Here is a 13,763-nt window from a genome sequence, read left to right as displayed (position 1 = left end):
CTTTTCTCCTGATTTCTGGTTTTTCTGGAACAATCCTTTTGTCTGTTCCCTTCCACCATTTATTTAGAATGGAAAACAGCCCGGCGTTTCTTCCGAGCTGCACCATCCTTCCACTTTTGCCAGCGGCAATGCTCTTTTTCAGACCTCTACGCCGTGCTGTTTCAAATATTCCATAAAGTCGCCGACGGTAGAAAGGTCTGTCAGTTCGTCGGTGTCGATTTCAATTCCGTACTCGTCTTCTAATGCCATAACCATCTCGTAGAGATCCAGGGAATCTGCACCCAGGTCATCTTTAAAAGAGGTATCTTCGTTGATGCTGTCTGCATCACAGTTGAGCTGTTCTACTAAAATTTCTTTTATCTTTTCTAACATTGTTCTGCTCCTTCCTGCCTCTACCCGGCAGCCAGTATTTCTTTCGAAAAAAGTGTATCTGTTATTCCGGCATTTGTCAATAGATTTTTCTACTTTTACTGTTCTTCCGCCTGTGCCTCTCCTTCTCCGCTCTTTCCATCCTGGAACACAATAAAGCGGGAGACGCACAGGGCAATGCCGATTTCCGTCAGGATAAAGAGCACCGATGTTCCTCCGTAACTGATAAATGGAAGGGTAATTCCCGTTGCCGGCATCAGTTTCAGAACAACGCACAGGTTCAGAATAACCTGAATGGAAATATGTGCAAAAACGCCGCTCACCATCAGCATTCCATACGCGTCCGGCGCATTCTGTGCAACCACAAACAGACGGTACAGCAGGTAGCCAAACAGCAGCAATACAAGAATCGCGCCAAATATTCCAAGCTCCTCGCAGATGATCGAGAAGATCATATCGTTCTGTGCTTCCGGAATTGTTGTAATCTTCTGCGTACTGTTGCCAAGTCCTTTTCCGAGAAATCCACCGGATCCAATCGCATAAAGTCCCTGCAGAATCTGATAGCTGCCTCCGGAAAGCCATTCATAGATACGATTCGACCGGAAGTCACCGCCTATTCTTTCAAAGATCTGCAGATTATTTTTTAAAATGATAATCGCAAAAACGCCAATTACCGCCGCGCCCGGAATCACACGCGCATAAAATTTTACCTCCGGGTCCGCCAGAAACAAAATGACGCAGGCGATGAGTCCCAGAATAATGGCGGTACTCAGGTTGTCCGTCAGAATCCACGCAGCCAGCGCCTGCAGCACGCCAAGTCCGAGGACAATTGCTTTTGCGCGGATGGTACGCATATTTTTTCCCATCTTCAGGATAATGTATGGCAAATACAGAATCAGCCCCAGCTTTCCAATCTCCGCAGGCTGAAGACTGCCACCGCCGATCCGGAGCCATCTTCTCGCCCCGTAGGCTTCATAACCAAGCGGCGTAAACCTTACCGCTGCCATCAGAAGGAGACTTCCCCAGTATACCAGTGCTGCAATCCGCTGGAACCATACACTATGATAATCTACAAACTTCGACAATATCACAATCCCCACCAGAACAATAGCAGAAAGCCCCGCCTGATGCGTGAAATAATACATATCATTTCCCTTGAATGTACTGGCCGCCTCGTAGGCACTCGCGCTGTACAGCATAATCAGTCCGAAGCTGACCAGCAAAATAGTGCAGACCAGCAGGTTATAATCATAAAAATCCGAAGGAAGTTTTTTCTTCCTCTTTTTCTTCTTTTCTTTCTTCTGGGATGGCATGTTTACTTTCTCTGCCATGAAGTTTCCACCTCCATTGTTTTCCTCCATTTATTTCAGTGCATAGCCAAGCAGGCTGACAAAGCCCGGATTTCGGTCGGTCGTTCCGAGGATAACCTTACGCACCAGCTCCGGATCGTCCGTGATAATGTTGTCCACGCCGCAGTTGACCATCCGCTGCATATCTCCCTGATAATTCAGCGTCCAGGCACAGACTTCTTTACCAAGACTGTGCGCATGCTCTACAAAGCTTTCTGTGATGTACGTATATTTTACAGAAAAGAAGTCCGCCGCGTCCATATCCTCCAGGCCTCCGTACGACATTTTCATCGTATACCCGGTCTTGATATCCGGATTGATTTTCTTTGCCTGCCTGAGGAAATTGTAGTTCATGGAAGTCAGCACACACTGATCCACAAAGTCATTGTCCTCGATGATTTTCACCACTTTTTTGACAATATTCTGGTTGTGGCCGTTGTATTTTACTTCGATATTCAGGTTGATTTTTCCTTTCGCGTACGCGATGACTTCTTCCAGCTTCGGAATCTGCTCGCCGCGGAATTTTTTGTTGAATCGTACACCGGCATCGAGCTGGCTGATTTCATCGTAGGTCAGGGTCCAGATGCTGGCATTCAGACCGGTTGTCCGCTTCAGATTTGTGTCGTGCATAAGGACAATCTCACCATCACTCGTCTCCTGTACATCGATCTCCGCGTAATCCGACATGCTGTCCACTGCATATTTGATCGCGCTCATCGTATTTTCCGGTGCTTTTCTGGCTCCGCCCCGGTGCGCTGACACCGAAATATACTGGGAGGAAGCCGTTGCCTCTGCACGTGTTGCGCGCATGGCATATACAAGATAAACCGTTTCTCCCGCCAGCATGGCGATCGTGAGAACCACCGCCGTTACCGGACCGCAGAAGGTGCGTACCAGCTTCGAGCTCGGCTTTTTCGTTGTCCGGCTCTTCTGGTAGCCTTTCGGGAGGAACGGATAAAAATCAGATACAGATACGTAATGCTTCCGACAAGGCCGAACGCTCCGCCGATCAGGCTCATCGTCGATTTGACCCAGTCACCGTAGACGATGACGGTACTGACAACGGTAGACGGCGTTTTCACCAGCTTTGCATAGGCAACGACAGCCGTTCCGAAAATCAGATACAGAACCCACGTAATCAGAAAAATCATCACCTGGAAAAAGACGTTGATGCCAAGCTCACGCAGCACGCGTTTTTCCAGTGTCTGGCGCACCCGCAGATGGGTATTTTTCTCTTTTTCCGTCATCATGCACCGGAACGGGATGGTGTAGGAAAACACAAACGAGAACGCGACAAGCAGAATCGTCAGCACCACCGGGATCCAGTATGCCGGGAAGGCATTGAAAATCTTCGTCAGGGAAACCTGAAGCAGTTTCATACTGCGGATGGCGCTGTAGCTGCTGTGCAGCCAAAGGTACGGGAAGCTCGCTACCATGTATAAAAACCAGGTCCACGGGCGGGCACGCACAAACTGTGCAGCTCCTCTTCCGCCGGCAAGCATCATGACAGGAACGGAAATCCGTTTTCGTTTCCAGGAGGCCTCCAGAGCCGCCATGACAGCATAGATTTCAAACAGCATACAGAAAAAGAAAACAAGCAGAATTCCAAAAATCAACAGAAGGGTCAGCGGATGCAGCATGATCTTGTTGAAGTTTTCCGATGTCATATAACTCGTTCCCAGCTGTTTTAAGGAAAAGTTGATCGCCGCATTGGCGAGTCTTGAAACCAGCTGGCTGGAAAACAGGCGGTAGACCGTCTCAAATATCACGATGCTAAGCAGGTTTTTCTGCAAAAGTTTCCATGCCATATTCAGATAAATTCGTATCATTCCTGCATTTTTTACTGCCTTTTTTCTCATCTGCTGTTGTTCTCTCCTGTCAGCCGCAATTCCCCCGATGAATCTGTATGCAAAAATTACCTTTATTTTTTCTCTTTTGTATTTTACATTTGACACTTCGAGTCTTTTTTGAAGCTCTTTTCTTTCTGTTCATTTTAAACTATCTTCCAGTATAACACAAAACCGGGTCTTTGAGTATTCTTTTTTCTATTTCTGGTTGCACCACTTCTGCAGTTTTTTTACCATGACGGATGGGCTGCTTACTGTGCCGTCGATCGGCGTGCCGAGTTTTTTCTGCCAGGCGAGAATTGTCTGCGGACCGATATAGCCGTCCATGCCGGCCGATGCCCATTTCTGCATTTCTTTTACAAGGGCCGATCCGCCTTTTGGCGTACTGTCCCACTCGGCGGCTGTGATGCCATCACAGAATTTCCGGTTGACGGCCAGCTGATTGCTGATTTTTCCATCCTGCGGTGTGCCGAAAAGTTCCTGCAGACGGCGCGTCAGATTTTCGCCCCAGATTCCGTCCTCTGCGACTGTCTTTCCGGATGACTTTGCTGTCTCTGCCGATTTTTCTTTTGCGGGACCGGCATAACGGCAATACGCTGTATGGCAGTTGACCCAGCCTGCCCCTGAGAGAAGCCGTCCCCAGCTTGTGTTCTGGATTTCCGTCACCGTGTAGCTTCCCTGATCCCGGATCGTTCCGGCAATCCTGCTGTCCGCATCCGGTGCCTGACGGATGTTGAGGGCCGCTGTCTGCACCTGATAGATCCCGGGCGCATACGTTTTTCCTGTTCCGCTGCCTGCTGTTCCCGTTCCTGTGCTCCCTGCACCGCTTCCGATCATCCGCTTCATGCGGTCCCAGTCACCGCGGTTCATGATCTGGCTCGGACAGTATTTGCTGCAGATGTCATAATGACGATAGACTCTTTCCAGCGGAATCCCCGTCTCCCGCATGATCTCCCGCACCAGTGCCGCAGTATTCTCAAATGCTTTTTCATAATTATACCCGGCCTGCACACACATCTCCACACCGATGCTGTTCTTGTTGCCGTACTGCTGAAACAGATTTTTTCCGCCGTAATTAATGCCGACATGCCAGCACCCCCGGCTGTGCGGTGCCGCCTGGTAGGCTGTGTCACCGTCATCGACGTAATAGTGTGCGGAAATGTTCTGGAAATTCCCGTCATGCTGTGCTCTCGCATGTGCCCGCGCATCGGCACCTGCTGCGAAGTTGTCGGTGTTGTGGACTACGATACATTTGGGATTGTTTTCCGCATACGTATTCTGATTTCCAAGATACGACCGATCAATTCTCATATTCTCCCCTTTCTGACGGTTCAGACTGCTCCGGCATAACACAGATTTTTTGAAGCGCCGTTCACTCCGGCTTATGGATCTGCTTGATAATCTGATTCACATAATTGCTCAGCCCTGCCACCAGAATCCCCTGCGTGACCGCCGTAAAAACCGCCATCGCCCCTTCCTTCGCCGTCTCAATCTCACTCGTCGCCATCACCCAAACCGCACACAGCACCATGCTGATGCCGCCTAAGATCAGCGGAATGTACTTATTCTTCACCGCCTGCGACTGCCGCAAAGCAACACCGAAAAAATACAGCACGAACGCAACGACGATGAGTTCGGGCTTTACATAATTCATTGCTTCCATGGAACATCCTTTCTGACTGTTCTGTTTTTGAAAGTCTTTTTTCTATATTATGATGGGATAATGATTTACGACTGGATAAGATTTTCTTACTGTAAACCCAAAAAATCCCACCTGTTTTTCAGATGGGATTTTCCAGTGGTGTGCTGTTCTTTGATTTTTAATTTACTATCTTGTGCAGCAATTCCCCTGACCTGCCCCTGGCTGCGGTGCCGCACAGAAAGTCTTTGCATCAAACGACGGATTAAACGCATAAAAGTTCTTCGAATTCAATTCATCCTGTACAGAACGCAGTGCTTCACCAAAACGCTGGAAATGCACAACTTCACGCGCCCGCAGGAAACGAATCGGATCAGCCACCTCCGGATCTTTTACCAATCGAAGGATGTTGTCGTACGTTGACCGGGCTTTCTGTTCTGCTGCGAGATCTTCGAACAGATCTGTTAACGGATCGCCTTTCGACTGAAATTCGCAGGAATTAAACGGAACTCCGCCAGCCGCCTGTGGCCAGATTCCGGCTGTGTGGTCTACATAGTAATTAGCAAAACCGGAATTCTGAATTTCTTCCAGCGAAAGATTACAGGTAAGCTGATGAACGATCGTGGATACCATTTCGAGATGAGCTAATTCCTCGGTACCAACATCATTCAACACCCCCGCTACAATTCGGTTCGGTGCTGTGAAACGCTGAGAGAGATACCGCATGGATGCGCCCATCTCTCCATCCGGTCCACCATACTGACTCATGATAATTTGGGCGATTTTGGGGTTTGGTGTCGTGATGTTTACAGGATACTCGAGGCGTTTTTCATAATTCCACATCCGTCAGCACCCTCCTTTCCGGTTGACTTCCCACGGCCATGGCTGCATAACCCATTCGAAAGAACGGCTCATGCGGTCGTTGGCGGTATCGATCGTGAGCGGGCCGTACTGTTCTGCGTACTGTTTCAGTGCTTCTTTTCGAAGCTCCACTTTTCCCGGAAAAGGCAAGTGCATCTTCATCCTCCGGGTGGGTGTCGAGGTAAAGGTTCATTTCAACAACAGCAAAGCTGACCTGATCAATCCAGGCGAGCATCTTTTCGCGGGATGGCATCTGCGGCATCATAGGCACTGTCCTCCTCCCTTTCCACAGAATGGTTTACAGAGTTCCGGGAATAAGGTTCCATTTTTTAATGCAGCGGAAAGATCATAGATCTGTTCAAACCGCTGCATCGGAACGTACGCCATTGCAGGTATCATATGATCTACATGCTGCATTTTCCGCGGGAAATTCCTTGGTTCCATCTTCAGTTCCATATTGTTTGAAGCGGCGCGGCGGTTCTGCATATTGTTCGCACCGCAGCAGCCGCGATTCATACGGGATGAATCCATACCATGTTCCTCTTTCATTTTCTGTTCTTTATAGAGTATGAAGAAAATAAGAAAGTGTCAAAAAAGGCAGCGGTTTCTCTTCCGCTGCCTTTCTGTCATACTAATGAACTTTTCATCAAAACTGCATCTCATACAAATGCGCATAAATCCCGCCCTTCGCGAGCAGTTCCTTATGTGTGCCTTCCTCCGCAATTCCATTCTCCGTCAGCACCAGAATCCGCTTTGCATTCCGGATTGTGGACAGCCGGTGCGCAATCACGAGGTTGTCCTGTCTTTCGCCAGAAGTTCCAAAGATTTCTGGACGACTTTTTCGCTTTCGTTGTCGAGCGCTGAGGTTGCCTCGTCGAAAATCAGGATCGGCGGGTTTTTGAGGAATACGCGGGCGATGGAAAGCCGTTGTTTCTGGCCACCGGAAAGTTTTACGCCGCGCTGGCCGATATCGGTGTCGTAGCCGTCCGCCAGCTCCATGATAAATTCATGTGCATTGGCCGCTTTCGCTGCGCGGATGACCTCCTCGTCGGTCGCATCCGGTCTGCCATAGCGGATGTTGTCGATGATCGTTCCCGCAAACAGGTACACATCCTGCTGCACAATACCGATCTCATCGCGCAGATCCTTCAATTTCACATCGCGGATATCCTTTCCATCCAGTAGAATCCTTCCTTCTGTCACATCGTAAAAACGCGGAATCAGAGAACAGAGCGTCGTCTTTCCGGCGCCAGAGCTTCCCACCAGCGCTACATAGTCTCCTGCCGGGACATGCAGATTCACATTGCTTAACACATTTTCCTTCGACTCCTCATAATGAAACGAAACGTTTTCAAATGTTACTTCACCCTGCACATTCTTCAGTGGCAACGCATCCTGCTTGTCCTGGATGTCCGGTGCGATGCTCATAATTTCCAGGAAACGTTCATAACCGGAATAACCATTCTGGAACTGTTCCGTAAAGTTCACCAGCTTTTTCACCGGATCTGTACAGTTGTTAATATACAGAAGAAATGTAACCAGATCCGCCGCCCCAAGCTTACCACCTGTCATCAGCAATGCGCCGACAATCAGCGAAATAACGGTAATCAGCGTCGAAAAGGCTCCCATTCCCGAATTGTAAATTCCCATATAGCGGTAGCTGACCTTCTTCGAATCGACAAAACGGTCATTTCCCGCATTGAACTTACGCATCTCTTCTGTCTCATTTCCAAACGATTTGACAACACGGATCCCCGAAAGACTGTCCTCAATCTGACTGTTGATATCCGCAATTCTGCGGCGGTTTTCCTTGAATGCACTCTTCATGCGGCTGTTCATCACTAACGCAAACAGCAGCATCACCACAATAACCACAAGCGGCACACATGCCAGCATCGGATTTACCACAAACAGAATAATCATCGCGCCGATCAGTTTGATAAACGAAATGACAATATCCTCCGGCCCATGATGTAAAAGCTCACTGATATCGAACAGATCGCTTGTAATGCGGGACAGCAGATGGCCGACCTTCTGGTTATCAAAAAAAGCAAACGAAAGCTTCTGATAATGGCCGAAGATCTCGTTCCGCATATCATGCTCAATCCGCGCCCCCATCACATGGCCGTAATAGGCAATATAAAAGTTACAGTACATTTCAACCAGAACCATAGCAATCATCAGAATACCGAGGCGGATAATCTCACCCGTTGCCTGCTCCAGCGGCTTTTCCACAACCGTACTCGTAATATACCGTACAATCAGTGGAATCACCAGTGTAATGGCTGCTCCAAGCATTGCAAAAAACATGTCGGTAAAAAACAATCCCTTATATGGAATGTAATACCGCGCCAGCTGGCGGATTCTTCCCTTCTCTTTTCCGGTTTCTTTTTCTTTACTCATCCTGTCCTCCCTTTCCGTTGGAAACCATTTTGTAATCTTTTCGGAACTCAGACGGTGATACGCCGCATGCCGTTTTAAATGATTTCATGAAATGCTTATCATTTTCAAATCCAACCTGTTTGGCAATTTCCGTAATTTTATCTTCTGTTTGAATCAACAGACGCTTTGCCTCCGCAATGCGGATCTCCTTCAGATAGTTCACAAAATTCACACCGGTATGTTCTTTAAACGCTGCTGAAAACAGCGAATAATTCATGCAAATATGGTTAGATACCATCGCCATATTCAGATCTTTTGCATAATTTTCCCGAATATATGAAATTGCCTCTTCCATTTTTTCTTTTCCGGCCGTCTGACTTTTCAGGCTTTCCCTGTAAACGTGTATCCATTCTTCAAACGCATCCAGAAACAGATCTGCATCACGGTACTGCAGAGGACGCGGACATTTTTCCTGTTTTTCCGGCACGCGGTAAAAAAGATCCAGTTCTTTGCAGATTGCTTCCGTCACTGTCAGAAGCTGATAGGGGGAGACCCTCTGATGCGCCGCCTCAAAATACCAGTTCCGCATTTTTCGCAGCACAGTATCTGCCCGGTCCGTTGGCACCTGCAGAATAAATTTTTCCTGAAACTGTGCCAGCTCCGGCTTTTCCTCAAAACATTTTTTCTGATATTCTTCCACAGGATTTTTCTGTATAAATGCCATTTCCCGGGCCAGCAGTGCTTCCTGGTATGCCTCTGGAATTTCCATCACAGAACGATGTTCTTTTCCCACTCCGAGACAAAATCTCTCATCTTTTTCTTTCATGATCCGCTCTGCCTCCGGTTCCGGCAGAAGATACAGAACTCCTCCTTCTACGCCTTCCAGCAGAATTCCGCTGCATTTCGAAAACCGTTCCCCATTTGCCTTGCTGGTCAGCAGGATCCGGAAGCTGTCGTTTCCGATGTGGCGCCGGATCCTGCTTTCCATATCCATCCATTCTTTTTCTTCGGCCATTTCTGCATTCATCATCAGATAACGGAGCTGATTTAAAAAGCACCGTTCTTCCTCTTCTTCCGTTTCCCGGGTCTCCGAAAGCTCTCGTTCCAGATTTTCCAGAAGCTGTTCTATCGTCTCCCGCTTGATCGGTTTTAAAATATAGTCCCGAACTCCATGTTTCATCATTTCAACCGCATAGGAAAATTCATCATAGCCGCTTAAAACAATAACAACAGGTTTCTGTGACAGCTCCTCTATTTTGTTAACCAGTGTCAGACCATCCATTTTGGGCATACGGATATCAGTGAACATGACGTCCACCCTCTGTTTTCTCAAAATCTCCAATGCCTCTTCTCCGTTTCGACACTCCAGAATCTCCTCCACCGGCACGCTGCTTCGCCGGATCATCGCCACGATTCCCTGTCGAATTAATTTTTCATCTTCTACAACCAGCAGTGTATTCATTTTCTTTTTCTTCCTCTTTCTCGTCACCCTCTTGATCCATCAGAGAATATTTCCCCCTCGTGATGGGAAGATGAATACTCACCTTCGTATAGCAATGCTCTTTTGTATAGACCGACAGCCCATACTCTGTTCCAAATTGAATGTGGATTCTGTCCTGTACATTCCGAAGCCCGATTCCATGTTTCGGCTGTGTATCTGAATTCAGGCGCATTCTTAGTTTACGTCTCAGAATTGCAAGCTGCTTTTCTGACATGCCTGTTCCGGAATCTGTGATTTCAATCTCAAAGCTCTTTTCATGCTCTATTCCTTTGATTTCAATGACAGCGTCTGCATCCAGCTCCTCAATTCCATGTGTAATTGCATTTTCCACAATCGGCTGAAGAGACATCTTCGGGATATCCTGCCGATATAAATTTTCCGGCATCTGAACGGACAGTGTTATTGTGAAATCATACCGCAGATTCATCAGTTCCACATAGTTCTGAATATAATTCATCTCATCCTGAACGGTTACCAGGAATTTATTCCAGCGCATATTGTAGTGCAGCATTTCACCAAGTGCTGTCACTGCATCGGAAATCGTATATTCTTCATTAATCTCAGCCATCATCTTGATGGATTCCAGAACATTATAAATAAAATGAGCGTTAATCTGGTTCTGCATTGCCCGGATTGCCGTATCTTTCAGCGCTGCCTCCCTTTTGATGCTTTCCTCGTTCTGTTTCTGAATTCTCTCCAGCATTCCGTTGATACCATAGCTCATTTCCCGCATCTCTTCTGCGCTGTAACAAACCTTTATCTTTGTTGTTCCATTGTCAATCTGACGCATCTCACCCAGGACGTCATAAAACTCCTTCAGCAGGCCACGCACAATCAGATTGACCACCACAATCAGAAGCAGTCCGAAGCCGGCAAATTCAAGCAGCATTCTCTGCTGCTGTTTGATCATGTTTCCGGTTGCATCATCCAAATTGGTCAATGTTACAAACATTCCATTGAGTTTATCGACTTTCCGAAGCACAATTGCAACGTTTTTCCGGTCAATCACCGCGCTCTGCTGACTCTCTTTTCTGTCACGGATTCCTGCCCGGAACAGAATCAGCCCCCGATAGGACTGCCATTTGCAGGCTGCCGCTGTCTTCCCGCAGTCATATAAATTCCAATTTTCATCAACAAAACAGGCCCAGCTGCTGTCACCGGATCGATAGATTTCAGGAAATATGTCTGCCATACGCATGGATACCTCGATCACGCCAAGCCTTCCTCCGCTTTGATCCCGCAGCTCCCGTACATAAGTCATCAAATGGGAACCTTCTTTTTTTGTACCGGAGATAATATTTTTTTCCTGTATGTCAAAAAACCACTGTCCTCCGCCCTGATAGCTTCGGTACCAGGCGCAGTTTTTCATCTTTTCCTTCTGGTACAGGATCGGCTGCTGCTCCAGAAAACCATCTGCCATGGCAAAAATATGGATCTGGTACAGATCCGGCATTGCCTCCTGCATTTTATCGATTATGCTGATGCTGTTGTTCCGAAATTGCTGATAATAGCTCTCCGAGATCTCCTCTCCCCTCCTGAGATGAAGAAGATATTTTTCCAGTGGTTCATACTCCTGCAGCGTATCTACAACCATTGAGCAGGCATTCGCTTTTGCATTCACCTCCGCACAGGTAAGATCTATTGCCGTTACTGCTTCATTTACCCCATGATCTATGGCATTCTTTTTGATACTCCTAAACCCAAAGCACATCATGCCAAAAAGCGGAATAAAAATAAAGATCAACGTTGTTACGGTAAATTTTTCGTTCAGTTTCAGTCCGCGAAACCAGTTTCGCATTTTTCATCCCCCAGTTTTCTTTTCGGTTCTGTAACCTTACTAATTTTACCAGTTTTTTCTTTAAAAAGCAATTTTTTCGGAAAAATTATTGACAAAAAGAGAAGACGGTACACTTTTTTTCCGTGCACCGTCTCTCTTTTCGCAAGACTCATATATGACGCAAAGCATGATTCCAGGGAAACAGCTTTCGTACCATTGTTATACTGTTGTCAGATCCCACGGTTCATAAATCTTTGGAACATCGCTGATCAGACGTTTGGTATACGCTGCTGTCGGGTGAAGAATTACTTCTTCTGCCGGTCCCGATTCCACAAATTTTCCATGCTCCATAATATAAACATTATCGGATACATAGTAAGCAAGACCAATATCGTGGGTGATGAAGATAATCGTCATATTGATCTCATCACGCAGCTTCAGCAGCATATCCAGGATTGTTGCACGTGAGCAGGCATCAATCATAGACGTCGGCTCATCGGCAAGCAGAATCTTTGGTTTCAGAAGGAAAATACGTGCAATCATCAGTCGCTGCATCTGGCCTCCTGACAGCTCAAATGGATATTTGTTTGTCAGTTCTGCGTATTTTAAGTTTACAAAGCTGCAGGCCTCTGTCATCAGACGTTCTTTTTCTTCTTTCGGCAGATTTTTGTCACCGCGCATGTTAATGCAATCCAGCAGAACAGAATCTACACGTTTGAACATATTGTAGGAAGCGAACGGATCCTGGAAAATCGCCTGAATTCCCTTCCAGTACTCTTTTTTCTTCTTTCCGTTCGAGATGTCTCTTGGTTTACCCTGGAAATCAATTTCGCCTTCCGTTACGCTGATCAGCCCGAGCAACATCTTCGAAAGGGTTGTTTTTCCGGATCCAGATTCTCCTACGATAGAAACAAATTCACCTTCATGAAAATCGAAATCAACATGGTCTACAGCGACCGTTTTTGCATCGCCAAAGCCAAACACTTTCGTTACGCCTCTTCCGGAGAGGCATGGTTTTAATTCTTTACCATCACGCATTTGCATACACCTCCCGAATCTTTCTCTCAGACATCAGGCAGCGGTACTCTCTTCCGTTCGGCAGTTCGATGACCTCTGGTTTCATACCGCGGCAGGTTGGCTGTGCATAAGGACAGCGGTCTGCGAAACGGCAGCCCTCCGGCGGATGCTTCAGGTTTGGCGGAGTTCCCGGAATTGCAGTCAGCTTCTGTTCTCTTACACCTTCCTCCGGAACGATGATCGATCCCATCAGACCTTTGGAATATGGATGCAGCGGATCGAATACCATTTCTTTTGCGGTACCTTTTTCTACAATCTGTCCAGCATACATAACCATAATATCATCGGTTACGTTGTAAAGAAGCGGCAGCTCGTGTGTGATGAAGATCATGGATTTGATAAATCCTTTTTCCATCAGATCACGCATCATTTTAATAACCATTTTCTGGGAAGTTACATCCAGCGCGGATGACGGCTCATCGGCGATCAGTACCTTCGGAGAAGAATGGTCGAAATTGCGATAACGGTTCTCTGTTTCATACCTCCGGAAAGCTCAACCGCATGCTTCTGCAGTACCTCCTCCGGCAGGCCTAAGATCTGAAAACGTTCTTTTGCCAGATCATAAATATCCTTTTTCGGCATTTTCGGATCATGCGCATGAATAACGTCTTCTACAAATCGGATGATTTTCTGTGTCGGGTTCAGAGCATTCATTGCTGCCTGCGGAATGTAGGCGATCTCATTGCCCAGAATATTTTTCCGGACATCGTCTGGTTTCATTCCGGAAATTTTTCTTCCATCTACGATAATATCGCCGCTGATGTAGTGAAGCGGTGCGAAATAATAGCCCATCAGGGACAGCGCCAGCGTCGATTTACCACAGCCGGACTCACCCGCTACACCGAGGGATTTTCCCTCCTCAATCTTCAGGGAGACTCCGTCTACGGCGTATACATCTTCATGAAAACGAGTCACATATTTCGTTTTCAGATTGTTTACTTCCAGCATTACTTTTCCCATA

At 47.1% G+C, this 13,763-nt stretch carries 14 protein-coding genes and 1 pseudogene; all 15 read right to left on the bottom strand.

What is annotated here, in order from left to right; translation table 11 throughout:
- Positions 1-138 precede the first annotated feature (138 nt).
- The 15 genes and pseudogenes from acpP to DWZ60_RS17515 all read right to left on the bottom strand — a co-directional run bounded on the left by acpP (position 139) and on the right by DWZ60_RS17515 (position 13,762).
- On the bottom strand, positions 139-372 hold the full coding sequence (gene acpP, locus DWZ60_RS09575) for an acyl carrier protein (protein WP_022462712.1): 234 nt from the start codon (positions 370-372) through the stop codon (positions 139-141).
- A gap of 95 nt (positions 373-467) precedes the next feature.
- Positions 468-1,700: an FtsW/RodA/SpoVE family cell cycle protein gene (locus DWZ60_RS09570; protein WP_243038279.1), complete on the bottom strand. Its 1,233-nt coding sequence runs from the start codon at positions 1,698-1,700 to the stop codon at positions 468-470.
- 30 nt (positions 1,701-1,730) lie between these two features.
- A complete protein-coding gene (locus tag DWZ60_RS09565; RefSeq protein WP_147342011.1) occupies positions 1,731-2,582 on the bottom strand; it encodes a glycerophosphodiester phosphodiesterase in 852 nt (283 codons plus the stop codon).
- 5 nt (positions 2,583-2,587) lie between these two features.
- Complete coding sequence (locus DWZ60_RS09560) at positions 2,588-3,577, bottom strand: hypothetical protein (RefSeq protein WP_119221576.1); 990 nt, start codon at positions 3,575-3,577, stop codon at positions 2,588-2,590.
- 186 nt (positions 3,578-3,763) lie between these two features.
- On the bottom strand, positions 3,764-4,876 hold the full coding sequence (locus DWZ60_RS09555) for an N-acetylmuramoyl-L-alanine amidase (RefSeq protein WP_119221575.1): 1,113 nt from the start codon (positions 4,874-4,876) through the stop codon (positions 3,764-3,766).
- Between the two features lie 61 nt (positions 4,877-4,937).
- Positions 4,938-5,228: a phage holin family protein gene (locus DWZ60_RS09550; RefSeq protein ID WP_117510326.1), complete on the bottom strand. Its 291-nt coding sequence runs from the start codon at positions 5,226-5,228 to the stop codon at positions 4,938-4,940.
- A gap of 165 nt (positions 5,229-5,393) precedes the next feature.
- The gene (locus tag DWZ60_RS09545) at positions 5,394-6,047 is read right to left on the bottom strand and encodes a manganese catalase family protein (RefSeq protein WP_055218834.1); all 654 of its coding nucleotides are present in this window, start codon (positions 6,045-6,047) and stop codon (positions 5,394-5,396) included.
- Between the two features lie 3 nt (positions 6,048-6,050).
- A complete protein-coding gene (locus tag DWZ60_RS19840; RefSeq protein WP_330415203.1) occupies positions 6,051-6,221 on the bottom strand; it encodes a spore coat protein CotJB in 171 nt (56 codons plus the stop codon).
- Positions 6,222-6,326: 105 nt separating this feature from the next.
- Positions 6,327-6,596: a spore coat associated protein CotJA gene (locus DWZ60_RS09535; protein WP_082424512.1), complete on the bottom strand. Its 270-nt coding sequence runs from the start codon at positions 6,594-6,596 to the stop codon at positions 6,327-6,329.
- A gap of 115 nt (positions 6,597-6,711) precedes the next feature.
- Positions 6,712-8,468 (bottom strand): annotated as a pseudogene (locus DWZ60_RS09530) (ABC transporter ATP-binding protein).
- On the bottom strand, positions 8,461-9,909 hold the full coding sequence (locus DWZ60_RS09525) for a response regulator (protein WP_119221574.1): 1,449 nt from the start codon (positions 9,907-9,909) through the stop codon (positions 8,461-8,463). Before DWZ60_RS09525 ends, DWZ60_RS09530 begins: the two are co-directional and overlap by 8 nt.
- Positions 9,881-11,746, bottom strand: a complete 1,866-nt coding sequence (locus DWZ60_RS09520) for a sensor histidine kinase (RefSeq protein WP_119221573.1) — start codon at positions 11,744-11,746, stop codon at positions 9,881-9,883. The genes DWZ60_RS09525 and DWZ60_RS09520 overlap by 29 nt, the downstream gene beginning before the upstream one ends.
- A 198-nt stretch (positions 11,747-11,944) precedes the next feature.
- Complete coding sequence (locus tag DWZ60_RS09515) at positions 11,945-12,763, bottom strand: ABC transporter ATP-binding protein (RefSeq protein WP_022462701.1); 819 nt, start codon at positions 12,761-12,763, stop codon at positions 11,945-11,947.
- On the bottom strand, positions 12,756-13,184 hold the full coding sequence (locus tag DWZ60_RS17520; RefSeq protein WP_199669413.1) for an ABC transporter ATP-binding protein: 429 nt from the start codon (positions 13,182-13,184) through the stop codon (positions 12,756-12,758). The genes DWZ60_RS09515 and DWZ60_RS17520 overlap by 8 nt, the downstream gene beginning before the upstream one ends.
- Positions 13,185-13,228: 44 nt before the next feature.
- Positions 13,229-13,762: an ATP-binding cassette domain-containing protein gene (locus tag DWZ60_RS17515; protein ID WP_199669412.1), complete on the bottom strand. Its 534-nt coding sequence runs from the start codon at positions 13,760-13,762 to the stop codon at positions 13,229-13,231.
- Between the last annotated feature and the right edge of the window lies 1 nt (position 13,763).

Origin of the sequence: Blautia sp. AF34-10 (assembly GCF_003477865.1) — a bacterium.
In the GTDB taxonomy this organism is placed as follows: domain Bacteria; phylum Bacillota; class Clostridia; order Lachnospirales; family Lachnospiraceae; genus Fusicatenibacter; species Fusicatenibacter saccharivorans.
This window is presented reverse-complemented; position numbering and strand designations above follow the sequence as displayed.